Origin of the sequence: Solibacillus sp. R5-41 (assembly GCF_002736105.1) — a bacterium.
Taxonomy (GTDB): domain Bacteria; phylum Bacillota; class Bacilli; order Bacillales_A; family Planococcaceae; genus Solibacillus.
The window spans coordinates 1,025,583-1,051,616 of the sequence record NZ_CP024123.1 but is presented as its reverse complement, the minus strand read 5'-3'; the positions used below and the strand labels follow the sequence as shown (position 1 = coordinate 1,051,616).

22 protein-coding genes are annotated in these 26,034 nt (G+C 37.6%); all 22 read right to left on the bottom strand.

Annotated elements, in window-relative coordinates:
• Window positions 1-38: 38 nt before the first annotated feature.
• Window positions 39-521 carry a VanZ family protein gene (locus CSE16_RS04860; protein WP_099422854.1) on the bottom strand — a complete coding sequence of 161 codons (483 nt, stop codon included), beginning with the start codon at window positions 519-521 and terminating at the stop codon, window positions 39-41.
• Between the two features lie 331 nt (window positions 522-852).
• Entirely contained in the window at window positions 853-1,650 is a 798-nt protein-coding gene (locus CSE16_RS04855) for a TIGR00282 family metallophosphoesterase (protein WP_099422853.1), read from the bottom strand.
• Window positions 1,651-1,972: 322 nt separating this feature from the next.
• Entirely contained in the window at window positions 1,973-2,698 is a 726-nt protein-coding gene (locus tag CSE16_RS04850) for a PHP domain-containing protein (protein WP_099422852.1), read from the bottom strand.
• Window positions 2,699-2,821: 123 nt separating this feature from the next.
• Window positions 2,822-4,123 (bottom strand): glucose-6-phosphate isomerase, encoded by a 1,302-nt coding sequence (locus tag CSE16_RS04845; protein WP_253896168.1) that lies wholly within the window; start codon window positions 4,121-4,123, stop codon window positions 2,822-2,824.
• A gap of 356 nt (window positions 4,124-4,479) precedes the next feature.
• Entirely contained in the window at window positions 4,480-5,388 is a 909-nt protein-coding gene (locus CSE16_RS04840; protein WP_099422851.1) for an LCP family glycopolymer transferase, read from the bottom strand.
• Window positions 5,389-5,482: 94 nt separating this feature from the next.
• Complete coding sequence (locus CSE16_RS04835; RefSeq protein ID WP_099422850.1) at window positions 5,483-6,247, bottom strand: tyrosine-protein phosphatase; 765 nt, start codon at window positions 6,245-6,247, stop codon at window positions 5,483-5,485.
• 362 nt (window positions 6,248-6,609) lie between these two features.
• Window positions 6,610-8,163, bottom strand: coding sequence for a ribonuclease Y (gene rny / locus CSE16_RS04830; RefSeq protein ID WP_099425751.1), 1,554 nt, complete (start codon window positions 8,161-8,163; stop codon window positions 6,610-6,612).
• A gap of 329 nt (window positions 8,164-8,492) precedes the next feature.
• Window positions 8,493-9,563: a recombinase RecA gene (gene recA / locus CSE16_RS04825; protein WP_099422849.1), complete on the bottom strand. Its 1,071-nt coding sequence runs from the start codon at window positions 9,561-9,563 to the stop codon at window positions 8,493-8,495.
• 159 nt (window positions 9,564-9,722) lie between these two features.
• Window positions 9,723-10,991 carry a competence/damage-inducible protein A gene (locus CSE16_RS04820; RefSeq protein WP_099422848.1) on the bottom strand — a complete coding sequence of 423 codons (1,269 nt, stop codon included), beginning with the start codon at window positions 10,989-10,991 and terminating at the stop codon, window positions 9,723-9,725.
• Window positions 10,992-11,303: 312 nt separating this feature from the next.
• Complete coding sequence (gene pgsA, locus CSE16_RS04815) at window positions 11,304-11,882, bottom strand: CDP-diacylglycerol--glycerol-3-phosphate 3-phosphatidyltransferase (protein ID WP_099422847.1); 579 nt, start codon at window positions 11,880-11,882, stop codon at window positions 11,304-11,306.
• Window positions 11,883-11,929: 47 nt separating this feature from the next.
• Complete coding sequence (locus CSE16_RS04810) at window positions 11,930-12,826, bottom strand: helix-turn-helix domain-containing protein (protein ID WP_099422846.1); 897 nt, start codon at window positions 12,824-12,826, stop codon at window positions 11,930-11,932.
• A gap of 74 nt (window positions 12,827-12,900) precedes the next feature.
• Window positions 12,901-13,698, bottom strand: coding sequence for a DUF3388 domain-containing protein (locus CSE16_RS04805; protein ID WP_099422845.1), 798 nt, complete (start codon window positions 13,696-13,698; stop codon window positions 12,901-12,903).
• Between the two features lie 262 nt (window positions 13,699-13,960).
• Complete coding sequence (locus CSE16_RS04800; RefSeq protein ID WP_099422844.1) at window positions 13,961-14,218, bottom strand: DUF3243 domain-containing protein; 258 nt, start codon at window positions 14,216-14,218, stop codon at window positions 13,961-13,963.
• Window positions 14,219-14,264: 46 nt separating this feature from the next.
• Entirely contained in the window at window positions 14,265-14,993 is a 729-nt protein-coding gene (gene ymfI / locus CSE16_RS04795; RefSeq protein WP_099422843.1) for an elongation factor P 5-aminopentanone reductase, read from the bottom strand.
• Window positions 14,990-16,294: an EF-P 5-aminopentanol modification-associated protein YfmH gene (gene yfmH / locus CSE16_RS04790; protein WP_099422842.1), complete on the bottom strand. Its 1,305-nt coding sequence runs from the start codon at window positions 16,292-16,294 to the stop codon at window positions 14,990-14,992. The genes ymfI and yfmH overlap by 4 nt, the downstream gene beginning before the upstream one ends.
• A gap of 3 nt (window positions 16,295-16,297) precedes the next feature.
• Window positions 16,298-17,560 carry an EF-P 5-aminopentanol modification-associated protein YfmF gene (yfmF, locus tag CSE16_RS04785; RefSeq protein WP_099422841.1) on the bottom strand — a complete coding sequence of 421 codons (1,263 nt, stop codon included), beginning with the start codon at window positions 17,558-17,560 and terminating at the stop codon, window positions 16,298-16,300.
• A 175-nt stretch (window positions 17,561-17,735) separates the two neighbouring features.
• Window positions 17,736-18,695 carry an ABC transporter permease gene (locus CSE16_RS04780; protein ID WP_099422840.1) on the bottom strand — a complete coding sequence of 320 codons (960 nt, stop codon included), beginning with the start codon at window positions 18,693-18,695 and terminating at the stop codon, window positions 17,736-17,738.
• A 1-nt stretch (window position 18,696) separates the two neighbouring features.
• Window positions 18,697-19,743, bottom strand: a complete 1,047-nt coding sequence (locus tag CSE16_RS04775; protein ID WP_099422839.1) for an ABC transporter permease — start codon at window positions 19,741-19,743, stop codon at window positions 18,697-18,699.
• Window positions 19,744-21,285, bottom strand: coding sequence for an ABC transporter ATP-binding protein (locus CSE16_RS04770; RefSeq protein ID WP_099422838.1), 1,542 nt, complete (start codon window positions 21,283-21,285; stop codon window positions 19,744-19,746).
• A gap of 330 nt (window positions 21,286-21,615) precedes the next feature.
• Complete coding sequence (locus CSE16_RS04765) at window positions 21,616-22,704, bottom strand: BMP family lipoprotein (RefSeq protein WP_099422837.1); 1,089 nt, start codon at window positions 22,702-22,704, stop codon at window positions 21,616-21,618.
• 62 nt (window positions 22,705-22,766) lie between these two features.
• Complete coding sequence (locus CSE16_RS04760; protein ID WP_099422836.1) at window positions 22,767-23,495, bottom strand: GntR family transcriptional regulator; 729 nt, start codon at window positions 23,493-23,495, stop codon at window positions 22,767-22,769.
• A gap of 206 nt (window positions 23,496-23,701) precedes the next feature.
• Window positions 23,702-25,987 carry an FtsK/SpoIIIE family DNA translocase gene (locus tag CSE16_RS04755; protein WP_305849720.1) on the bottom strand — a complete coding sequence of 762 codons (2,286 nt, stop codon included), beginning with the start codon at window positions 25,985-25,987 and terminating at the stop codon, window positions 23,702-23,704.
• Window positions 25,988-26,034: the final 47 nt, after the last annotated feature.

Sequence of the window (26,034 nt, the reverse complement as noted above, 5' to 3'; positions counted from 1 at the left end):
ACAACCCTATTACAGGACGATAAGAGATTTTTACTTTCTTACAAGGTATCTTTACTAGGTATTTGTATGGAACGAGTAGTTTTACGTTTTGCGATCGAACTGAATAGTGATGATACAATAATGCCAGTAGCGGCACCTGCGCTATCGATCAATACGTCCTTTACTTGAGCTCCCCTACCAGCGACAAATAACTGATGAACTTCATCGAAAATGGCGTAAGTTATACAAAAGATGAGCGCAATCCCTACATTGCGATATCCATTTAGACCACTTCTCTTTAGTGCGTTTTGCAGCAAAATACCAAGAATAAAATAAATAAAGAAGTGAGCATTTTTCCTGACGACATGATTAATCGTATCGATAGGCACATCTTCTATAGGTACAACTTTTCCAACAGTTTCAATAATACGTTCTGTTATACCTAAGCTCAGATCATTAGAAATTGCGACTGATTGTTGAGAAAAGTAGAAGATAAGTGTCATCAACAAAATAACAGTTATCCAAGAAAGTGATTTTACCATTTTAGATTGTTTCCACCTCGATCATTGAAAGCCGTCTATAGTACGACCTAATAAGAATTAGGAAAAATTATTCAACAATGTAACTCTCATTTAATACTGTTCAATGTAGCTATAATTTATTCCTATATCGAAAAATGTTGTTTCAAATTTCCTTCAATATACTGTAATTCACTTTCGTTCGGTACAAAACAATCAATTACGCCTCTTCATATTTGCATCCGTATTTTAAAGAGTTGTTTAATAGAAAAAACACCTTCGCGTTAGATGAAGGGATAAGGCCCATTCTATTCAACGAAAGGTGTTTGATTAAGTTAAATTTTATATGTTTTATTTATGGCTGAAACGGATTGTCTTCATTAATATAAACACGTTCGTGACGTATGGCTTTCCCTGTTTTATCATCTAACTCGACAAAAAATGCACTTAATACTTCACGGCCCTGTTTCGGCACTTCATAACGCGCCGGCATATTCGTTTGGAATTTATACAGGACATTTTCTTTTCCCATACCAAGAATTTCATCGTACGGTCCAGTCATTCCAACATCGGTAATATACGCTGTCCCACCTGGGTAAATGCGATTGTCAGCTGTTTGTACATGCGTATGCGTACCTACAACAACTGATGCACGGCCATCTAAATGCCATCCAAGTGCAATCTTCTCACTCGTTGCTTCAGCGTGGAAATCGACAAATACTAATGGGGACGTTTTGCGTGCTGCCGCTACTAAATCCTCTGCCATCGCAAATGGATCTTCATGAGGTGGGAGGAATACGCGACCATGTAAATTAATTACAGAAATCGTTACGCCATTTTTCGATACTTGTACCATACCCTTACCCGGTGCATCTTTTGAAAAGTTCGCTGGACGAATTAAATAATCCGCATCATCAATAAAATCAAATATATCTTTGTTGTCCCACGTATGGTTTCCCATCGTTATGACATCCACACCCATTTGTAATAAATCATTATAAATTGAACGTGTAATACCGCGACCTGCTGCAGCATTTTCGCCGTTTGCAATGACAACATCTATTGCATACTTTTTCTTTAGACGCGGTAAGTATTTCTCTACTGCGTCACGACCTATCGAACCGACGATATCGCCGATAAATAAAACCTTCATTTATATAACCACACTTTCTATCTTGTAGCATTTATTTTAGCATTTAAATGATCGAAAACGCAAACCACTCTGAGATTTGGTAGTGGAAATAAATTAATCCACTTATTGTTCGTCGACTATTAATGTAGCTTTGCCAATAGATTAAATACCACTCCCACAACGCCAATATTCAACAAAAATATTATAAAAAAATTACCCTTCAAAAATTCAAAGAGTAATCTTTTATTTTTTTCGTATTCAAGATTTCTCTGAGAGATTGATCATTAAATGATGTGTGCTTTTCAAATATTTCAGCTCGTTTACCTCCACAACACCTCTCACTTCAGTCAATCCTTTGATTTACTTTTCCAAAAACCATAATTTTCACTTCAGCAAAATGTCCTTGTCTTAATTTCTTTAAAATCTTCACCCATTTAGTAATTTTATATGCCTGCGGAATAGAAGGCTGCTTCACATGCACAACAAATTGGAGATTACGCATGAATTGATCTGCATTTTGAAATTTAGGAATCAAATTGTAATTGCGTCCAAGCTCAATAAAGGTATGCGCATCACTTCCGACTAATCGATGCGCTTTTGGGTATTTTTTTGCGATTGACAACTGTTTTTCTGAAAAATAACTTTGTGTATTTCTTCCATTATGAATTTCAATAATATCGATTAAATCGATATTTTTACTTATTTCGATTTCCGGTAATACTGTTTTATATCTTTCTTCATCATATGGATGCGGAATATACACAAGTCCGCCTTGCTCCTTAATTTGTAACATCGTTTCTCTAACGGGTAATCCTGGCTCAATTTTTTGCTTAAGAAACAGGCCAATGACCTCGCCTTTTTCTGTAAAAATTTCTTCTCCAATCACCACGGATATGTTGTATTTCTCTAAAAATTCGCGATAACGCAGTGCCCCATCAATTTCATTATGGTCTGTAATCGCTACCACATCGATCCCTCTGCGCTTTAACATAAATAAATACAACCATTTATTTAACAAACTATCATGTGAATAGGCAGTATGTGTGTGTACTTCGAATCTCTTTTTCATCTAATAAGCCCCCTATTTTAGATTGTCGTAGCGATTATTTCTACATCTGTTAAGTTTGCTAAGCCATCTCGATTTTCAGGTGTACAAATAACATCCGCATATACTTACGAAAATAAAACATCTTTAGCTTTTATAAACAACGCTATTGATGAGCAATTCTAACGTTTTGATTTTATAATGCTCCACTCCAGGTTGATCAAATGGATTTACTTTTAATAAATAGGCGCTCATTGCACATGCCTTCATAAAAAAATATAAAAGAAATCCTAAATGATACGCATCGAGTTTTTTTAGATGAATCTGAATAATTGGGACACCTGCATCAGCATGAGCAGCGGTCACACCTTCTTTAGCAACCGCATTGATTTCATTAAAACTTTTATAGGTTAAATAATTGAGTGCATCCTCATCCCGTCCTTCAATTGGCAGGAAATAATCCATATCAACTTCATTAAAATGAAGCATCGTTTCAAACAATATCGGGCTCCCATCTTGAATAAACTGACCAATTGAATGCAAATCAGTAGAATAACAAATAGAACTAGGAAATAGCCCTTTTTGTTCCTTGCCTTCACTTTCAGCAAACAATTGCTGCCACCACTCCTGTAATTTTGCTAAAGAAGGTTCAAAACATGCGAGTAATTCCATTTGAAAGCCCTTCTTATAGAGCTCATATCGAATAACGGCATAGCGGTAAGCCATATTGCGCTCTACTTGCACTTCCTTAAAATGAATGGTAGCATCTCTTGCGCCAACTAATAATTGGTCAATATTAATTCCTGCAGCAGCAATCGGAAGTAATCCAGCAGGTGTTAATACGGAATAACGTCCACCAATATTGGAGGGAATCGCAAATGTTCGATATTGATTTTGGTCTGCAATCTTTCTCAAATGCCCACTTTTGGCATCTGTTGTGACGATGATTCGATTTTCGTGAGCATTGCCATATCTATCTTTCATATAGTTTCGAAGTACGCGAAAGGCTAGCATCGTTTCCATCGTTTCACCAGACTTTGAAATGACATTTATATAAACTTCTTTATTATTAAGATTATTTACTAGTTGTTTCATATAGGTGCCACTCAAATTATGACCAACATAGAGCACTTCAACTCCATTTTCTTGAAGTCCAAAATACGGTGTTAAGGCATCTTGTACCGCCTTTGCCCCTAAATATGAACCACCAATCCCGATCACCACTAATACATCCGCGTTTGATTTAATTTCACATGCAGTTTTATTAATTTCATGAATTAGTTTCGGGCTTTGCTGTAACGGGTTATCTACCCAGCCATTTAATTGCTCAGTAACATTTTCTAAATGCCTGTGTATGAGTGCTACTGTCGGAAAATACTTAGTCCAATTTATATTTATTCCAATTAACGATTCATCTAAACTCATATTTGCAATTAATTTATTGACCACATTCTCACTCATTTCAAGTTTATCGGTTTTATTAGTAATAGATTAGACTTTCAGGATACTTGTGTAGGATAGTAGTAGTTATTCGAGTGTGATTATTGAGATTGGGTGTTTTATGGCGTCGTCTAGTAGGGAGTATCATTTGCTACGGATTGGCTAGAGTTTTCTACTATCAATTGCGCTTCGTTGCAATTGCATCCAGATTTTTTTCGAGCATGCTCGAAAAGATCACCCAAAAACTGGGACATCCGGCAGGGGCTATAACTTGATTTAGCCTAGGGTAGAACCCGTTAAATTACAGGGATATTCAGCATTCATTCCACACACATATAGAAATGGAGAACTTCTGCTGAAGCAAGTTAATCGATTTCTAAATGTTTTTTTAATGTTCCTTGTAATAATTCAAGTTCTGTATCATTTAATAAATAATAATAAATGCCGTTCATCTTTTTTCCTGTACCATTTTTTAAATAATGCTGTTCGATATTTTTAAGGCTATTCGAATAATTTTTGCGTATCACTAGCATTTCATCTAGCTTTACATTCGTTTCAACATGGTTTTCTAATGTTTTTAATATCGATTTATAATTTAAAACGGTATTAACATGCAGACTATTTTTCATGACCCCTTGAATAATTTCCTTTTGCCGATTTTGTCTACCAAAATCCCCTTCTGGATCGTCATAGCGCATTCGAACATATTTCAATGCACTTTCACCATCAAGCTGCAATGGACCTTTTTGAAAATGCTGCCCTTCGTATTCAAAGTCTAATTTATTTTCAACCGGAATATCTCCAACAATGTCAATCAGTTCAACAAAGCTTTCCATATTAATTTTTGCTACGTAATCAATCGGAATATCTAACAGATGTTCCACGGTTTTCACTGACATTTCAATTCCGCCAAAGGCATATGCATGATTAATTTTATCTTGAACGTTTTTCCCGATAATTTCCGTATACGAATCACGTGGAATACTTAATAGTTTTGTTGTTTCTAGTGAAGGATTCACCGTTAAAACAATCATTGTGTCTGAACGACCTCTATCTCCTTGCCGTTCATCGACCCCTAAAATAAGTGCTGCAAAAGGTTCGCCTATTTCAATATCTATTTCCTCTTCCCTAGATGCAGGTAACTCAGCAATTACTGGTATATATATTTCATGTGCTGTCGTTTTAATGTCGTGATAGATTGTAGAAAATACAATAACAATCACGCCAATGATTGCCATTGTTAGTATTGCTACAATTTTATAAGCTTTTTTCATCGTACCCCTCCGAGAATTGTATGAACAAATCAATCTATTAGGTATCTTTATATTTATGTGATTTTATAGTATTTTATTCGTCCCAATCTATTTTTCAGATTATTTTCCACCATTTCATAGATTCTACTTTCTCTGGGTCATGGTAAATAAACGGTTCATTCTTTAGGATTCTCGTGTTATTTTCAAGGAGAATATCTGCCGCATTTCCTTCTTTTTTCTTCTCTAAATAAAAGAGCCCCTCATTAAATAAAAATGGGCGCGTCGTATCATTATGCACATCAGAACCATACGTATGCACTAAGTTTGCTTTTACTAAATTTAAAGCAAATTTTTGAACGGTCCTTCCGAATTGTCCTGTTAAACTGCCCGCAGTCAGTTGGGTTGTGGCGCCTGCATATACGTATTGTTCTAATTTTGTTGGATTGTCTTGGAACACTTTATTACGCTCAGGGTGGGCAATGATCGGGGTAATCCCCTTTTCTCGTAGTAGTTGGATGATTTTTATTGTGTAATGTGGCACAGAATAGGATGGGAGTTCGATTAGAAGATAATTTGATTTTGCTAATGTAAAGATTTGCTGCATCGAATAATAGGAGATTAATTTATCATGTAATCGCACCTCATGTCCTGTATGGATCGTTAGCGGCAGTTGATTTTTTAATAACTCCTCTTGCAATTGTTGGATACCTTTTGTTGTAGCTGCTACATCAACATGAAATTGTGGATGCATAAAATGTGAGGTAGAAATAATATCTGTTACACCGGCTTTTATTATTTGTTCAACAACGCGTAAAGCTTGTTCCTTACTTTTTGGACCATCATCAACATTCCATAACAGGTGACTATGTGAATCGACCATTGTATTACCCCTTTAAGTTCCTATTTGATTAACAAATCCTTCCTTACTGTAAAGACGCTTTTCCACAGAAATTAACCATCTTATGGTTATATAACCACATTATAGATTTACTATTTATTATAGAATTGAACTATCAATAATATTCATAAAATCAAAAAATATTACAACCCCCCCTCAATTTCTATGTGATTTTTTTGTATATTGCATTAAGAAACGCAGAAAAAACACCCATTTGATAGTAAAAAGTCAAATGGGTGTTTCGCTATTATTCAGTATAATTGCGCATTGTTATAATATTTCCTGCGTAAAATGGGCTATTGGCATTGATCCGTTGCCACAATTAGAAGATAAAATATAATGAATTATTTTGCATATTCGACAGCACGCGTTTCACGGATTACTGTGACTTTAATATGCCCTGGGTAATCCAACTCTTCTTCAATTCGTTTTCGAATATCACGCGCTAAACGATGTGAAGCCAGATCATCAATTTTCTCTGGCTGTACGATAATACGTACTTCACGGCCTGCTTGAATCGCAAATGATTTTTCAACACCTTCATAGCTTTCAGAAATTTCTTCAAGCTTTTCAAGGCGACGAATGTAGTTTTCAAGCGTTTCACTTCGAGCACCTGGACGAGCCGCTGATAATGCGTCGGCTGCCGCAACAAGCACTGCAATTACAGATGTTGCTTCTGTATCTCCGTGGTGAGATGCAATCGAGTTAATGACAACTGGATGCTCTTTATACTTCGTTGCTAACTCTACACCAATTTCTACGTGACTACCTTCTACTTCATGGTCAATAGCTTTTCCAATGTCATGCAATAAGCCAGCTCGACGTGCTAATGTCACATCTTCACCTAGCTCGGCAGCAAGTAAGCCTGCTAAATGCGCAACCTCAATCGAGTGCTTCAAGACGTTTTGACCATAACTTGTACGGTATTTCATACGCCCAAGAATTTTCATTAGATCTGGGTGTAAGTTGTGTATACCGACTTCAAATGTTGTTTGCTCTCCCGTTTCACGGATTTGTTCATCCACTTCACGGCGAGATTTTTCAACCATTTCTTCGATACGCGCTGGGTGAATACGACCATCTTGCACTAATTTTTCAAGCGCTAGACGTGCTGTTTCACGGCGAATTGGATCGAAACCAGATAAAATCACTGCTTCTGGTGTATCATCAATAATTAAATCGATGCCCGTAAGCGTTTCCAGTGTACGAATATTTCGTCCTTCACGTCCGATAATACGACCTTTCATCTCATCGTTCGGTAAGTTTACAACCGACACTGTTGTTTCTGCAACGTGATCCGCTGCAAAACGTTGTAAAGCAAGCGATAAAATTTCACGCGCTTTTTTGTCAGAGTCCTCTTTCGCACGCGTTTCAGATTCTTTCGTCATGACTGCGATATCTGTTGAAAGCTCTTTTTCAACTTCCTTCAGAATGATTTCCTTCGCTGCCTCACGAGTAAGTGCTGCAATGCGCTCAAGCTCTGTCTTTTGACTTGCAACCAGTTCTTCCACTTTGCTTTCCATCTGTTCAATATGCTGTTGTCTGCTTGTTAGCGCTTCATCTTTACGCTCCAAGCTTGTCTCTCTTTTGTTCAGAGCATCATCTTTGCGGTCAAGATTTTCTTCTCTTTGCAATAAACGGTTCTCTTGTTTCTGAAGCTCTCCACGACGGTCACGGATGTCATTTTCTGCTTCAGTACGAAATTTGTGAGTTTCATCCTTTGCTTCAAGTAGTGCCTCTTTTTTCAGAGCATCTGCTTCACGTTTCGCCTCTTCAACGATTTGCTCTGCAACATGCTTTGCACCAGTCACTTTTGATTCATTCACTTTTTTCATGTAGAAATAGATAACAGCAACACCGACAGCGAATCCTAGCAAAACAAGGAGTATTGATTCCATCATAGCATTCTCCTCCTAAGCCCATATGTCTGATGTTCAAGACGGCAAAATCGTCCTACGAAAATAACATTTTGCCTATTTCATTTCAAAATTTAGAAATTATACATGTTAATTGTATAATTCCAATTTAGCTATGTCAAGAATAGCCGCATTGCATGTGATTTTTATATCTAAGTTCCTGCGTAATAATACTTATTCCAAATGTTGTAAAACGATTCCTCCGTTTATAAAAACGCCTAATAAGTAAAAATATCATTTTGACCGTTAGTCAAAATGATATTTTTACTTAATTTAGGTTCTATATTATTACGCGAGAAAATGCGAATTACTTATTCTTCATCTTTCAATAAGTCTAATTCTAATTCTTCCTCTTCTTTATCTTGGTGATCATGAGCGCCAATTGTATAGCCTAACTCACCAATTCCAAAGTTTTGGCGGATTTTCTCAGCTACTTCATCACGAATTGCTGGATTTTCCTTAAAGAATTGCTTCACGTTCTCACGGCCTTGGCCAATACGGTCATTATTGTAAGAATACCATGAACCACTTTTTTGAATAATATCTAATTCTGCACCAATGTCCACGATTTCTCCTTCTTTTGAAATCCCTTCACCGTACATAATATCAACTTCTGCTGTGCGGAATGGTGGTGCTACCTTATTTTTTACAACTTTAATTTTTGTTTTGTTTCCAACAATATCCGTACCTTGCTTAATAGCTTCACCTCTACGAACTTCTAAACGAATCGAAGAGTAGAACTTTAACGCGCGTCCACCAGTTGTTGTCTCAGGATTTCCGAACATTACCCCAATCTTTTCACGAACTTGGTTAATGAAAATAGCTAACGTATTTGATTTATTAATAACACCTGATAATTTACGTAGCGCTTGAGACATTAAACGTGCTTGGAGACCCATGTGCGAGTCACCCATTTCACCCTCAATTTCCGCTTTAGGTACTAATGCAGCTACTGAGTCAATAACGATAATATCAATTGCGCCTGAACGCACTAACGCCTCGGCAATTTCAAGTGCCTGCTCTCCTGTATCCGGCTGTGCTAATAATAATTCATCAATATTAACGCCTAGCTTTTGTGCATAAACTGGATCTAATGCGTGCTCAGCATCAATAAATGCAGCTGTACCACCGTTTGCTTGAATTTCTGCAATGGCGTGAAGTGTTACGGTTGTTTTACCTGAAGATTCAGGTCCATAAACTTCTACAATACGTCCACGTGGGTATCCACCAACACCAAGTGCTGTATCAAGTGCAATAGAGCCTGAAGAAGATGTTTCAATTTTGCGGTCTGTTGATTCCCCTAACTTCATCACAGAGCCTTTACCGAATTGCTTTTCAATTTGTTTTAACGCCATATCTAACGCTGTTTTACGATCGCTCAAACTATTTCCTCCTTAAGAAAAAAGCCTATTTTTTACTGATGTCTCTATTATACTTGGAAATGAGATAACATTCAAGAAAAAAGCGAACGTATTTTCGGTTTTTGCTTCAAATTTATGAAATAAGCCTCTTTTTTCATTTAAAATGACAACTTCCTCGATTTATTTAAACATTTGGCGCCTTTTATATCCGCTTTTCACTAATTCGCGCATCAAATAACTGTACGTAAATTTTACCGCGCGCAGTCGATTCGTATTGCGCGAGCCAGAAAGGTGTAATTGATATGTGAGTGGTTGTTCATCCCCGATACAAATCGCTACCCATACTGTACCTGCCGGTTGATTGCCATGACCAGTAGGACCGGCTGCACCAGTCAAACCTACACCAATATTCGTTTGGAATTTTCCCTTTACTTGTACTGCCATAGCTGCCGCGCATTCACTACTAACAACGCTATGTTGATCGAGTAATGCTTTTGAAATGCCTAATTGTTCTATTTTCGCCTGCTCTGTATAAGTAACAACACCACCAACAAGTGTCCCACCTACCCCTGGAACTTCGGCAAGCTCTGATTGGAATAGACCTGCTGTTAAACTTTCAGCTACCGCAATCGTCAGGTGATTATCCATTAATAGTTCTACTAATTTTGATGCCAGCGAATCATCATCAATGCCGTAATGATAGTCCCCGACAAGCGCTAGGATTTGCTGTTTTTTCTCGTTAATTAATTGCCAAGCGCTTAGCTCATTTTCAGCCTTTGCTGTAATACGAAGCGTCACCTCACCATCAGAGGCAAGTGGCGCCACTGTTGGATTAGATTGGTCATCTAAAATCGCTTGTACTTGTACTTCTAATGCGGCTTCACCAATACCATAAAAACGTAGGACATGTGATATTATGACTGCACCATCATGCATTTTCGCTGCTAGTTTAGGCTTCGCTTCGAACTGGAACATTGGCTCTAATTCTTTTGGCGGTCCAGGTAATAAAATATACGTACGCTTGGCGTTTTTTAACAGCATCCCAGGTGCCATCCCATGACGATTTTCGAGCACATCACACCCTTTTAAAACAAGTGCCTGTTTGCGATTATTTTCAGTCATTGGTTGTTGATGTTTTGCAAAAAAGGCCTCGATTGAACGAAGAGCCACTTCATCCATAATTAATTCGGTATTCAAATGCTTTGCAATCACTTCTTTTGTTAAATCATCCTTTGTCGGACCAAGACCACCAGAAAAAATAATTAAATCCGCACGACTTTCTGCAATTTTAATAACTTCCACTAGTCGATTCGCATTGTCCCCTACTACCGTATGATAAAAAACATTAATGCCTAGTTCAGATAATTGATTTGAAATAAATTTCGCATTCGTATTGGCAATTTGACCTAGCAATAATTCCGAGCCTACTGCAATAACTTCTGCATTCATGAAATTCCACCATCCTGTCCAATTTTCCATTATAGAAACTGCATAATCCAAAAATCATCATTTCGGTTAAGACCAAAATGATGATTTTTTGACTGTATCATATCAATTGCGCACTTATTTACCTTGCTTCAACAGAAGTCCTCCACTTCTATAAGTAGGGGATGAATGCCAACTATGGTCTTAATTTAGCGGGCATTCAAACCCAAGCTGAATCAAGTTAATGTCCCGAGCGGATGTCACAGATTTTTAGAGGAGTTTTTCGAGCAAGCTCGAAAAAAATCTGGACGCAATTATGCCAAGGCGTAATTGATTTTATTTTGATTCCAGCAATGCACGACGATTAATATAGAAATAATCCCAGCCTGACCATACTGTGAAGATTAATGCAATGTACAGCATAATAACGTCAAATGGAATACCTACTAATGTAAAAATCGTATTGTGTAAAATTAAAGCTGAAATAGCGACAATTTGTGCCCACGTTTTAATTTTTCCGAGTTGATTCGCCGCTACAACTTCTCCTTGTCCTGCTAAAATTAAGCGTAAACCTGTTACAGCGAACTCGCGAGAAATAATAATAATGACAATCCAAGCAGGAGCTAATCCGATTTCAACAAGTAAAATAAATGCTGCTGAAACGAGTAATTTATCCGCTAACGGATCTAAAAACTTCCCTAAATTTGTAACTAAATTGTATTTACGTGCATAATAACCATCGACCCAATCCGTTGCTGAAGCAAAAATAAAGATTAACGCCCCGACAAAATAGTTTACTTGCATTTCTGCACCAAACAGCGTCATATTACCCCAGTCGAAATCAAACATCATTACAATCACAAATATTGGGATTAAAAGTATGCGTGAGACTGTAATCTTATTTGGAATATTCATTTTCTAACACCTTTCATTTGAAAGCAAATTGCCACCTGAAAAGATGACTATTGTCCCTGTTGTTCCATAACTAACTTCAAAATAATGTTTTGTGTAGTACGATCTTGTGTGTAAACTAATTCTACATCATTTACAAATACTTTTACCAATTTTGAATTCCCTAATCGAATTCGTGCATACGCATTTGCTGTCGAATCATGTTCAACAACTTCTCCCGCTTTGTATACTCGGGCCTCAATTTGTTCTTCTGCTCTTTTACCTGAAATTGCTTCACTTCGGATACCTAACCACGTATCTCCAGAAACTTCCAATCGAATATTTAACGTTTCTGTTCCTGAAACTTCATAAACTGTATTTTCTCCATTTACAACACCTGCACTAATTGCTTGTGTTTCGACTGGCTCTGTTATGACTGGTTCGTCTGGCTCTGTATCTGGCTCTTCAATTGGCTCAAGCGGTTTTTCTGGTGTCTCTTTATTTGGTTTATTATTTTGTTCATATTCAAGTGGTTTATCACTATCATCTGTTACATCCGGAATACTTCCTGATTTTTGTACGGTTAATGTCCAAATAACTACGATAATGACAATTAAAAATAAACCGAACATTATTTTTGGCATGGACTCCATCGTTTTACTTGTAGTGCTTGCAGCCATTCTACGACGACTTGGGCTTTGTGAAAAGGATTGTGCCACTTCTTCTTTTTGCACTTCTGGCACATCTTTTCGATACTCCATAAATAGTTGATCCGCATCGATTCCAACTGCTTCGGCATATTGTTTAATAAATGCTCGTACATAGAAAGAACCTGGCATAATTGAATAATTGCCTTCTTCAATCCCGATTAAGTACCGTTTTTGAATTTTCGTAATTTCTTGTAGATCATCTAAGCTATAGCCTTTAGCTAATCTCGCTTCTTTCAAGCGAGCTCCTAGTTCTGTCAAAAAAAACACCTACTTCTTAATTTATTCATTTTCTATTATACCTTATGTGAAAAGGTAGCGACATCCTCTGTGCTCTAGAGGTTAAAACCACCAAATCCTCCAAAATTATCAGATTCAGATAATCCATTATTTTTTTCAATAATTTCATAAGTGATTTCTTCATCGGGATGATGACGTAACTCAATAATGTAATCAAAATCTTCTATTTTATACGGTGAATGTTGGACAAATAAATCGGGATGTTCGATTACTTTGATTGTAGACATGCCCATCATTTCTCTCACTAGTTGCTGATGTCGCTCATCTGTGGAACGACGCGTCACTGCCCCATCTAAAATAAAGATATTATTGCCATTAAATTCATCGCCCATCAATGTATTTCGAACTGTTTGCTTAATCATTGTCGAAGAAATAAATATCCAGCGTTTATTCGCACAAACGCTAGCTGCAACAATTGATTCAGTTTTCCCTACACGCGGCATGCCTCGTATTCCAATGAGCTTATGACCATCTTTTTTAAATAATTCTGCCATAAAATCAACTAAAATACCTAGCTCGTCACGGACAAAGCGAAATGTATTTTTTTCATCGGCGTCTTTTGGAATATAATGACCGTGTCGTACTGCCAAACGATCTCGCAATTTTGGCTGGCGAAATCTTGTTACATTGATATTTTCCATTGTGGATACAATGGAAATAAAACGTTGAATGGATTCTTCGTTGTCTGTAAATAATAGCATTCCACGGTGTGCCTCATCTACGCCATTTATGGAGACAATATTGACACGAAGCAAACCAAGCAATGAAGCGATATCCCCTAATAGTCCAGGTCTATTTACTTGAATTTCATATTCAAAATACCATTCGCCCATTAAAATCGGTCCCCTCATTGATAAAACGCATAGTTTCTTTATTAGTTCCATGATAGCTGATTTTCTAAGCAATTAAAAGTTCGAATGTACGGTTTTTTACCTTATTTTAAAATATTTATCCTTCAATTTATATGAGCACATCCAGTGTATAAAAATCATTGCTATTTGAAATTCACATTATGTATGGTATTCCTCTTTACATATGCCCAAAAAAGATGCCGCTCACTTTTACTGAGTGACATCTTTTATCAGGAAATGGTAATTAGTGGGTCGTTTTTTGTTGAACAAGTTTCATTACACAGCTTGCGATTGCCTGCTTTTCATCTTTCTCTGCAACAGACCATAAATCCGAAAGTACGCGCTCCTGTTCATTTTGAGGATCAACATTTTTAGCTAAATACTCGCCAATTTGAACAGCCGCCTTTTCAATGACTTTATTTGGCATGCCATTTTCCTTTGCATCTGTTACTTGCTTTCCTAAAAAACTTGTCCATTTTTCCCAGCTTTGCAAAATATCCATATATTTCACTCCCTTTCACACATGTATTATGTGCAAAAAGCAATTATTATATGTACCATCCACCATTTACTCGTAATATTTGCCCCGTCATATAATCTGCTTGGCCGCTGAACAGGAATGCAACCATATTGGCAATATCATCTGGTTTCCCAAAGGCTTGTAGCGGAATTTGTTCTACAATATCGGCACGTTCTTGATCATTCAACATAGCATTCATATTCGTATCAATAATCCCTGGTGCAATGCAATTTACGCGAATGCCATTATAGGCCACTTCTTGAGCATATGCTTTCACAAAGCTATGTTGCGCACCTTTTACAGCAGAATACACAACTTCACCAGCCGCGCCTGCATCTCCCCAAATAGAGCCAATTAAAAGGATATAGCTGCTCGGATTCGCTCTTAGCTTCGATGCCAGTAATGCCGTTGCATGCATTGGGTTTTGAACATGCACCTTCCAAAGCTTCACCATTTCATTCACTGGTGTATCCTCTAATAGCCCATAGTATGCATGACCATTTGCAAATAGTATGGCTTGTAATGAGTAAATTTGACTAGCTAACGTTTGTGCGCCATCGTCTAAACTAAAATCTGCGTGTACGATTAAAAATTCTTGTTTAGGATAACGCACTGCTAATTGCTCTAAAAGCTCTTGCACTTTTTCTACGTTCGCATTGTAATGCAAATAGAGTGACCAGCCATCTTCAGCCAATTTTCGGCAAATGGATTGACCGATTTCACCCGATGCACCACAAACTAATGCGAATTTTTTCATTGTGTCGCGCGTTCACTCACCGGTAAAACCGTAAATACCGTTTGTTGTTCTTCTCCTTGAATCGTCTTAAATGCTTCTGTAACATCCTCGACTGTCAGTTGCTCGAGAGCAGGTACAACATCAAATAAATTCATCTCATTAAATTCATAGCGCGTAAATTGATTAGCAATAAATTCAATCGAGTTTAATGCGCGTAGGAAGAAGCCGATTTTTTTACGTTTAATACGCTCTACATCATCAGTCGTAAATAAATTTGTTTGTGTTGCTTGCGCTAATTTATCCTTAATCGCTTTCACTAACTCGTTAGGTCGTTCAGTATCTGAGCCAATGAGCGCAAATCCATACCCTTTTTCAAGTGAAAAATCATACGCATACGATTCATCAATTAAGCCGTTTTCATAAATGTCTGTATAAAATTGTGCTGCGCGGCCAAATAAACATTCTAATCCAATTTGTACAGCAAGCTCATGCTTTAACATTTGCTCGCCACTTAAGTTTGTTTCCTTCGCTTTTAAGCCGACATACACTTTTGGCTTTTGAACATCCATATGAAGGACACGCTCTTTAATTGCAACCGTCGTTGGCTCCTCATCAAATAAACGCGTAATTTCAGTCGCTTTCGGGAATTGCTTTTTATTTTGGTCTTCCTCAATAAATGTCATCATTTCCACTGGATCAACTGCGCCAATGGCGAATAGTAGCATGTTTGAAGGATGATAAAACGTATTATAGCAAGTGTATAAATGTTCTGCCGTAATGCCGTCAATCGATTCAATCGTACCCGCAATATCAATTTTAACAGGGTGTTGGTGATACATATTTTCAATCGCACCAAAATAAAGACGCCAATCTGGTGAATCATCATACATCGTAATTTCTTGCCCAATAATCCCTTTTTCCTTATTGACCGTTTCTTCCGTAAAATAAGGTTCTTGAACGAAATTCAGTAATGTTTCTGTACTTTTATAAAGGTGATCTGTTGCAGAAAATAAATAAGCCGTTCTTGTAAATGACGTATAGGCATTTGCTTGCGCTCCGACCTCACTAAATTTTTGGAAAACGTCGCCATCTTCTTTTTCAAACATTTTATGCTCTAAAAAATGAGCAATCCCGTCCGGAACTGTAATCTGTTCCGTTTCACCAAGTGGCACAAATGTACGATCAATCGAACCATATTTTGTTGTAAAGGTTACAAATGTTTTCGAAAACCCTTTTTTAGGTAAAATATAGACATCTAAACCGTTTGCTAATTGTTTATAGTACAGTGTTTCATCTAGTTGTTTAAATTCAATCTTTTTCACGGACTAGTCCTCCTTACCGCATAAAAAATACGTTGCTTCAAGCTTCAATTGCTGGGCCATTTTCTGAACATCTTCTTTCGTTACTGCCTGCCATCTCGCTGTCCATTTATCTAATGAAAACGGATCATTTAATTCTTTGTATTGGTCAAAAATTTCAATTTGACCACGCGCTGAATCAAGTGCTTCTTTTAATTGATTGATTAACATCGCCTTTGTTTGCGCTAATTCTAAATCTGTAATTTCACCCTTTTGTATTGCGATTAACTGCTCCGCTATTACTTCACGCGCTTTCACTTCATTTGCTGGTTCAATTCCCGAAACGACAAACAGTAAGCCATATTGTGCGGCATAGGAGCTAGAAGCGTAATAAGCCAAGCTTTCGCGCTCACGAACATTTATAAATATTTTGGAATGGGCATACCCACCAAAAATCCCATTGAAAATTTGCATTTTAGGGAAGTCTTCATCACCAAAAACGACCGGTGTATAATAACCGATATGTAGCTTCCCTTGTTTCATTTCTTGTGTTTCTTTCGTGTATCCCTGTATATCTTTAGGAACTTCCATATTCCGTTCGATTTTCTTCACTTCACGATCTTTAAATGGCAATGCTTCTTTAATTTTGGCTGTGATTTGCTCAACGTCGATATCACCGACTACATAAATATCGATTACGTCATGATTTAACATATTTTCATATGCCGCCGTTAAAGACTCTGGTGATATTGCTCTAATTTCGTCAATTGTTCCATTCGCTGAAATAGATGCTGGGTGATTTGGACGTAAAATTTCCATTATGCGCTTTTGTGCAAAACGAGATTTATCATCAAAAATCGATTGAATACGTTGAATAACCATTTCCTTTTCACGGTCAACGATAGCTTTTTTAAATACATTTTGTTCAAAATTCGGTTTGAAAATCGCATCCTGCAGTAATCCAATCACTTCATTTAATACACTATCATGCGCTAAATAGTTGTCATTTACAGTTTCTACGTTCATTAGTACTGTATGCTCTTCCCCACGTTTTGTCGTATCAAAATAGAGTACCGTCCCGAATAAATCATCTAAATAACTACGATACGCAGCGGACGTTGAAAAGCGCGCATTACTATGCTGGAGTACATTGGATAAAACTGTACGTTCAGAAGCACTTTTTTCGGTTAAATGTGTTCTCCATTTCACCGAAAAATTGACTGTTTTGAATTGGGCTGTTTGTCGTATATGCAGCGAAACACCCTTCGCTAATTGTGTCGTTAAAAACAAAAAAACTCCTCCTGACTACCTAAATAAATACTTATACTCCTACTATACATCTGTTTTGTTAATTTGTGAAAATTATTATTTTCCGTCACTCAATGTAGTGTTCCCAAATCAAAAAAGTTATAAGCAAGAAAAAAACTGCCCACACATTTTTTTCTTTGTGTGGGCAGAACTTTATTTATCGTTTTCCTTTAATATACGGTTGACCGGAAGCTTTCGGAGCTATGGCCTTCCCAATAAATCCTGCAAGTGCAAAAATTGTTAATACATAAGGTAAAATTTGCAGATAGACAGCTGGAATTTCTTTAATATAAGGAATTTGCGCGCCCGTAATACTTAATGTTTGTGCTAAACCGAAGAAAAGTGCCGCACCTAACGTACCAAGTGGATGCCATTTACCAAAAATCATCGCGGCAATGGCCATGAAACCTTGTCCCGCAATAGTAGAGCCTGAAAAGTCTGATGCGACAGTCATCGCAAATGCTGCTCCACCAATACCACCAAGCGCACCCGAAATCATTACAGCGATGTAACGCATCTTCGTCACATTGACACCCATTGTATCTGCTGCCATCGGGTGTTCCCCAACTGCACGTAAACGCAAGCCAAATGGTGTTTTATAAATGACAAACCACGCAAGTATCGCTACCGCAAACGCTAAGATCGATACACTATAAACATCATGGAATAATAGTTTACCAAAGAACGGGATATCAGATAAATAAGGAATTTCAAAGCGTTGAATCGGTGCTTGAATCATATCTGTTTGCCCTTTTTGATAAATCATTTTTACTAGAAATACCGCAATGGCAACCCCAAGCATATTTAATGCTACCCCTGTAACTGTTTGATCGGCACGGAATGATACCGCTGCAACCGCCAGTAAAAGGGAGAATAATAATCCAGTGACTAATGATGCTAAAATCGCTACCCAAATAACATTATGTCCAAATACATCATAATACTCTAAATTGACATAGATCCCAGTGAAAGCACCAATGACCATAATCCCTTCTAACCCGATGTTGACAACACCAGAGCGCTCAGAGAATACCCCACCGATACCTGCAAAAATTAACGGTGTCGCATATAAAATCGCAGAAGGGACAATGAAATATAACATTTCTAACAAACTCATGTTACTGGCCCTCCTTTTTCTTTCCAAATTTTTGTAAAGCTACTCGAATAATATAGCCGCTCGCTACGAAGAAAATAATCAATGCAATAATGATTGATACGATTTCTTCTGGAATACCGGCTTCGTTTGGCATATTTAATGCACCATATTTCAATGATCCGAATAAAGAAGCACCGAATACGACCCCAAGTGGTGTGTTTGCACCAAGTAAGGCAACCGCGATTCCGTCAAACCCAATACCGGAGAATCCCGCTTTAATCGATGCATTTTGGAAAGTACCTAATGCTTCCATCGCACCTGCAAGGCCGGCAAATACACCTGAAATCGTCATCGCTAAAATAATATTTTTGTTGACATTCATCCCTGCATATTCAGCGGCATTTTTATTAAATCCGACAGATTTCAACTCGTAACCACGTGTCGTCTTTTCTAAAATAAACCACATTACGAACACCATTAATAAAGCTACGATAATCCCTAAGTGCAAGCTTGAATTGTCCGTAATTTCGCGTAACCATGGCATACGCAATGTTGCACTTTCGACAACAGTAGGTGTTTTAAACCCACCATCTGACAAGTTTCTAATCACAGCGTTCGTAATGTATAACGCTGTATAGTTTAACATGATCGAAGCAATTACTTCGTGCACCGATAATTTCGCTTTCAAGAAGCCTACAATAAATGCCCAGAAGGCACCTGCTGCAGCTGCCGCAAGTAATGCTAATGGCAAGTGAATGAATCGTGGTAGCTCAAATGCATATCCAACGTATGCCGCAGCTAACCAGCCCATTAATAATTGCCCTTCTACCCCGATATTAAATAGCCCTGTACGGAACGCAAATGCGACCGCAAGACCTGATAAAATATAAGGAGTAATTTGTCGAATTGTATTTCCTATTGAATAGGAATCTCCAAAAATACCATTCCATAAAGCTATATAACCTTGTACTGGATCATAACCACTGACAACCATTACGATTGCGCCAACGATTAAACCAATAATGATTGAAACAACAGGAACGAGTATATTCACTACACGGTTTGACATTTATTCGTTCCCCTCCTTAACAGCCTTCACTTTTCTTTCTTCACCAGCCATTAATAATCCAAGCTCTTGCTCATCCGTATCTTTTGGATTGACAATATCCACGATTGTCCCATCATAAATGACAGCAATGCGGTCTGAAACGTTCATCACTTCATCTAGCTCAAATGAAATTAATAGAACTGCTTTTCCTTTATCACGTTGTTCAATTAAGCGCGAGTGAATAAATTCAATGGCACCCACATCTAAACCACGTGTCGGTAATGCTGCAATTAGTAAATCTGGATTTCGGTCGACTTCACGCCCAATGATAGCCTTTTGCTGGTTACCACCTGAAAGCGCACGTGCAGGAGTCATTTCCCCTTGCCCTGTACGAACATCGAACTCTTCAATTACTTGTCGTGCTTTTTCGTTTATTTTTTTATAATTCATAATGCCGCCCTTAGAAATCGGCTCTTTGTAATACGTTTGTAATGCAATGTTATGTCCAATCGGGAAATCTAATACAAGTCCGTGTTTATGACGGTCCTGTGGAATATGCCCAATACCTAATTCCGTAATTTTACGTGGCTTTAATCCCGTAATGTCCTTGCCATTTAACGAAATTTTACCGCTCTTCACTTTTCGTAAACCTGTAATGGCCTCAATTAGTTCAGATTGGCCGTTGCCATCAATACCCGCTATTCCGACAATTTCACCTTTGCGAACATTTAAGTTTAACCCTTTTACTTTTTCAATATTGCGGTAATCGGTAACAACTAAATTTTCGATTGCTAATATTTCTTCGGCTGGTGTAGCGTCTTTTTTCACCGTCTTAAAATCAACTTGACGTCCGACCATCAATTCCGCGAGTTCATCTGGATTCGTTTCAGCTGTAATCACTGTACCAATCCCTTCACCTTTACGAATAATGGTTACACGATCAGATACTTCCATAATCTCTTTTAGTTTGTGTGTAATAATAATGATAGATTTTCCTTCTTTTATAAGAAGCTTTAAAATGCTCATTAACTCTGTAATTTCTTGTGGCGTTAAGGAAGCTGTTGGTTCATCGAAAATTAAAATTTCTGCACCGCGGTACAATGTTTTTAAAATTTCCACACGTTGTTGCATACCAACAGATATATCTTCAATTTTTGCATAAGGATCAACATCTAAATTATATTTTTTAGATAATGCTGCAATATCTTTTGCTGCGTCCTTTATATTAATCATACCTAGTTTAGTAGGTTCACTGCCTAAAATAATATTTTCTGTAACAGTGAAGTTTCCAACTAACATAAAGTGTTGGTGTACCATCCCAATCCCTAAATCATTGGCTTTGTTTGGGTCTGTAATTTTAACTGATTCCCCACGTACTTTTATTTCACCGGCTTCAGGTTGATAAAGACCGAAAAGCACATTCATTAAAGTCGACTTACCTGCACCATTCTCTCCTAGTAGCGCATGAATTTCGCCCTTTTTTAATTGGAGGGTGATATTATTATTTGCTACGAAATTGCCAAACTCTTTGCGTATTCCTAGCATCTCAATCACATGTTCCACTTGATTCACTCCTTTAGGCTAATATTAGGATAATTTTTTTAAATTAACACATGAGAGATTTTCTATTCCCACTAATGAAGATAAAATCTTTCATCTATTAATTTTTTCATTAATATACTTTCGCTAAATAATAAAAATAACCTTCATTTTTTTATGATTTCTACCGCATACTCGCACTGTTCAAAAAAAATATGATCGTTTTCCACAAATAAAAGAACGCTTACATTTTTCCCCTTACCATTTCGTAGTTTAGTTGATTGAATAGGCTAAAAACTACAAAATCATCATAGGAGATATTTTCCCCTATGATGATAATCGTACCTAAATGAATTATTTAACTGATTCAGAAACAGTAATTTCACCAGAAGCGATTTTTTGTTTATATTCTTCTACTTTATCTAATACGTCTTGTGGAATAGCTCCACGAGAATCTGCTAAGCCAACACCGTCTTCAGCTAAACCGTAAACAGTTGTTGTACCACCAGGGAATTTGCCTTCTTTTGCTTTGTTAGAAATATCCACTACCGCTTTGTTAACACCTTTTAACATCGAAGTTAAAGTAATATTTGTTTTGTCATCCACTTTACCTTCTTCGTATTGGTCAGCATCTACACCGATTACCCATACGTTTGCATTCGGATCTTTTGCTTTACGCTCTTTTGCTTCAGAGAATACACCGTTACCCGTTGCACCAGCCGCGTGGAAAATAATATCTACGCCTGAAGAGTACATTGCGTTTGCAGTAATTTTACCTTTAGATGCGTCATCAAATGCTTCTGTATATTTGCTTTCAATTACGATATCTGGATTTACTGCTTTAGCACCTTCAACAAAACCTGCTTCGAAGCGGTTAATTACTGGAATGTTTACGCCACCTACGAAACCTACTTTACCAGTTTCAGACATTGAAGCAGCAACAACACCCGCTAAGAAAGCACCTTCTTGCTCTTTAAACATAATGTTTGCTACGTTTTCAGCCTCTACTTCAGCATCGATTAATGCTAACTTTGCTTTTGGATTTTCAGCTGCTACTTCACCAATTGCGTCACCCATCATGAAACCAACACCGAATACTAAATCGAAGTCACGACGTAATAAGTTGTTTAAGTTTGTGTTGTAATCTGCATCCGTGTTTGATTGTAAGTAATCATAGCCTTCTTTTTCAGTTAGCTTATTTTCAGCTCCGAAATCTTTAATACCTTCCCAAGCTGATTGGTTAAATGATTTATCATCTACGCCACCAACGTCAGTTACCATTGCTACTGTAAATGCGTCACCAGCTTCTTCTGTGTTTGCATCAGAACCTGAATTGTTGTTTGAAGTATCTTTTTCTTTGTCCTCGCCGCTACCACATGCCGCTAAAATAGCACCTGTTGCTACTACTGATGAGATTAATAAACCTAATTTACGCTTTTTCATTAATGAGTCCCCCTCAAAGGTATTTGTAATTAGCAGGAATTAAATAAGTTGAATTACTTGTTCTACACCCTTTTACGCACTACATGGAAGCTGAATTTATCAGCTCTAAAATAATTTTTTGAATAAAGTACGACGCGATCATTCTCGTCGTAATGAAGTTGTTTCAAAACAAGCAACGCTGATTCTGGTCCACATTTCAAAATAGGTGAGACCAACTCATGGTAACCAACAGGGTCAATATACGTTACAGCATAGGCAACACGAATATTTCCTGTTTGTTCAAGTGCTGAAAAAATTGAAACGGTTTGGTTCTTTATAAATTCTGATGGTAATAAGCTTGCAAGAACACGATCGACACAATACACGACTGGCTCGCCATCTGCCGTTCTAACACGTTCAATCGTGATTACATTGTCATCAATGTCTGCCTGGAATCGTTCGATATCTTCCTCGGTCACATTTTCTTCCTGCGCACTCATAAAAATTGTGCCTGGAACCATACCAGCATTTTCAATCATCGAAGAAATACTCGATAAATGTTCAATGCCAGATGTGAAAAGTGGCTTCGGATTTACAAATGTCCCTACACCGTGGCGTCTTACAATAATGTTTTCTTCTTCCAATAGTCGAAGCGCTTCTCGTAGCGTTGCACGACTAACACCAAGTGTTTTTGAAAGTTCAAATTCAGATGGCAGTTTTTCATTTTCACGATAAATCTCTTTATCGATATCTGACTTTAATCGGTCAATCACTTGTAAATACAAATGACGATGATCCGCTTTAATTGTCATTTTGTATCACCACCATAACATAGAGATCAGACATCTGATGTACAACATTCCTACTAATTCGTGATTAATATAACATTTTCACTAATAAAAGAAAACACTTTTATCGTAATGTGACATACAATATTTCATTTTTAGTAAATTTATTTGAAATTTGTATGTAAATATTGATAATTTGATTATTATGGCACTTTCGAATTAATAGACTTTTATGAGCGGTTTCCTAATACTTGTCTTGGTTTACTGCCTTCTGGTGGTCCAACAATTCCCCGTTGTTCCATTTGATCTATTATCCTTGCCGCGCGGGAATATCCGATACGGAATTTGCGCTGTAACATTGATACAGATGCGGTTTGCATTTCATAAATAAGTCTTACCGCATCATCGAATAACTCGTCCGTTTCATCAAGTTCATTTCGAACAGGTTCATCCGTTGGAATCATTGCCTCTTCGTATTGGGCCTTTTGTTGCTGGATGACACTATCAATGACATGACCTACTTCTTTATCACTTACAAAAGCTCCCTGAACACGTGTAGGTTTCGATGCACCTGCTGGTAAATAAAGCATGTCCCCACGCCCGAGTAAGCGCTCTGCACCTCCCATGTCCAAAATGGTACGCGAATCGACTGCTGAAGATACAGCAAAGGCAATGCGCGATGGAATATTTGCTTTAATAATGCCCGTAATGACATCCACAGAAGGACGTTGTGTCGCAATAATTAAATGAATCCCCGCTGCACGTGCCATTTGAGCGAGACGTGTTATCGCATCCTCTACCTCATTTGATGCAACCATCATCAAATCTGCCAACTCATCGACAATGACGACAATGTATGGCAATTTCGGTTGGTGCTCAATTGCTTGTTCATTACAGTGATTTATATGCTCATTATAGCCCTCTATATTCCTTGTGCCCGACATTGAAAATAAATCATATCGTCGTTCCATTTCTGCAACTACTTTCTGTAACGCTTGGGCTGCTTTTCGTGCATCCGTTACGACAGGTGCTAATAAATGGGGAATTCCATTATAAACACTTAATTCCACCATTTTCGGATCAATCATCATCATGCGTACTTCAGTAGGTGTCGCTCGCATAATAATCGAAACAATAATGCCATTAATACAAACACTTTTCCCACTACCAGTTGAACCTGCAACGAGTAGATGAGGCATTTTATTTAATTCGGCTGTAATTGCTTGCCCTGTCACATCTCGCCCTAAACTCACTAACAATTTTGAATCGAGTTTGTACTGTTCCTTTGCCTCGATTACTTCACGTAATGTCACCATTGCTACTTCGCTATTTGGCACTTCTATCCCAACAGCGGATTTTCCTGGAATAGGCGCCTCAATTCGAATATCCTTCGCTGCTAACGCAAGGGCTAAATCATCTTGTAGGCTAACAATTTTACTTACTTTCACACCTGTATCTGGCATGATTTCGTATTTTGTCACTGCAGGACCTAAATGAACTTGCGTTACTTTTGCCTTAACACCAAAACTTGAAAATGTTTGCTCTAATTTTTTTGCATTTTGCTGAATAACCGAATATTCGCCGCTTTGATCTTGTTCTGGTGGCGCATTTAACAACGTGATAGATGGTAGTATATACGACTGCTCTAAAGCAGAGTTTGGCAAATTCACTTCTTCAAGAGATACGCTCTCTTCCTCGGTTTTTGGTTCTTTCATTTGTTCATTTCTTATGTGTTCCACAAAGTTCGAAATAACTGGCTCTTCTTGTATAGGCGAATTCATAATTACGACATGTTCCTCAGCAGCGGCTTCCTCTGCTAAGTGTTGCTCTTGTGTGCGCCGTGAACGATTTTCCTGCACCGTCCTTGATCTTGAATTCCGATTGTTTCTCTGTAGCTTTCCCTTTAATTTAGGTGCCTTTTCTATTAATAAAGGGACAAAAGCCTTTCCCGTAATTAATATAATCCCAATCGCAAAAATGACTGTTGCTGCTATTTTCGCCCCAGCGGCATCAAATAAAACGTGTAACATACTAAATAGAAGTCCACCAATCATTCCGCCACCTAATGCATGACTTCGATTGGCTATGCCCTCTGTACTAATTAAAATCCGCCATGTTTCCTTTAAGACAGAATTAGAAATTAAAGAATTGGCTGCATATAGTTGTTCGAATAGCATACTATGGCTGAAAATGGTTAAGCTTGCCCCGACAAATAAAACACCGGAGACAATGCGATTATTAAAGGCAACTCCTCTTCTACGTACCATTAGCATCCCTGCAATTAAAAAGCAAAGGACTGGCACAATAAAATGTAAGTTCCCAAAGAAAAAGACAGCAATGGAAAATGTCCATCTCCCTATGATTCCAAATTCAAAAAATTCGATAATAGCAAAGGCAATTAAAAGTAAACCAATGATTTCGTAGGCAAGCGGATGAAGCTCTTTATCTTGACTTGTTGCCTTTGTTTTTGGTTGTGTCTTTGATTTTGCTTTTGTATTTTTAGTTTTACGTTTCAACGAGTGATTCACCTTCTTTATATCAATTAAGCCTCCACGAATATTGC

Excerpts from the sequence above, each read along its gene's own strand:
- CSE16_RS04860 (WP_099422854.1), bottom strand. The coding sequence starts at position 521 with ATGGTAAAATCACTTTCTTGGATAACTGTTATTTTGTTGATGACACTT.
- CSE16_RS04855 (WP_099422853.1), bottom strand. The coding sequence starts at position 1,650 with ATGAAGGTTTTATTTATCGGCGATATCGTCGGTTCGATAGGTCGTGAC.
- CSE16_RS04850 (WP_099422852.1), bottom strand. The coding sequence starts at position 2,698 with ATGAAAAAGAGATTCGAAGTACACACACATACTGCCTATTCACATGAT.
- CSE16_RS04840 (WP_099422851.1), bottom strand. The coding sequence starts at position 5,388 with ATGAAAAAAGCTTATAAAATTGTAGCAATACTAACAATGGCAATCATT.
- CSE16_RS04835 (WP_099422850.1), bottom strand. The coding sequence starts at position 6,247 with ATGGTCGATTCACATAGTCACCTGTTATGGAATGTTGATGATGGTCCA.
- rny (WP_099425751.1), bottom strand. The coding sequence starts at position 8,163 with ATGGAATCAATACTCCTTGTTTTGCTAGGATTCGCTGTCGGTGTTGCT.
- CSE16_RS04820 (WP_099422848.1), bottom strand. The coding sequence starts at position 10,991 with ATGAATGCAGAAGTTATTGCAGTAGGCTCGGAATTATTGCTAGGTCAA.
- pgsA (WP_099422847.1), bottom strand. The coding sequence starts at position 11,882 with ATGAATATTCCAAATAAGATTACAGTCTCACGCATACTTTTAATCCCA.
- CSE16_RS04805 (WP_099422845.1), bottom strand. The coding sequence starts at position 13,698 with ATGGGCGAATGGTATTTTGAATATGAAATTCAAGTAAATAGACCTGGA.
- CSE16_RS04800 (WP_099422844.1), bottom strand. The coding sequence starts at position 14,218 with ATGGATATTTTGCAAAGCTGGGAAAAATGGACAAGTTTTTTAGGAAAG.
- ymfI (WP_099422843.1), bottom strand. The coding sequence starts at position 14,993 with ATGAAAAAATTCGCATTAGTTTGTGGTGCATCGGGTGAAATCGGTCAA.
- CSE16_RS04780 (WP_099422840.1), bottom strand. The coding sequence starts at position 18,695 with ATGAGTTTGTTAGAAATGTTATATTTCATTGTCCCTTCTGCGATTTTA.
- CSE16_RS04775 (WP_099422839.1), bottom strand. The coding sequence starts at position 19,743 with ATGTCAAACCGTGTAGTGAATATACTCGTTCCTGTTGTTTCAATCATT.
- CSE16_RS04765 (WP_099422837.1), bottom strand. The coding sequence starts at position 22,704 with ATGAAAAAGCGTAAATTAGGTTTATTAATCTCATCAGTAGTAGCAACA.
- CSE16_RS04760 (WP_099422836.1), bottom strand. The coding sequence starts at position 23,495 with ATGACAATTAAAGCGGATCATCGTCATTTGTATTTACAAGTGATTGAC.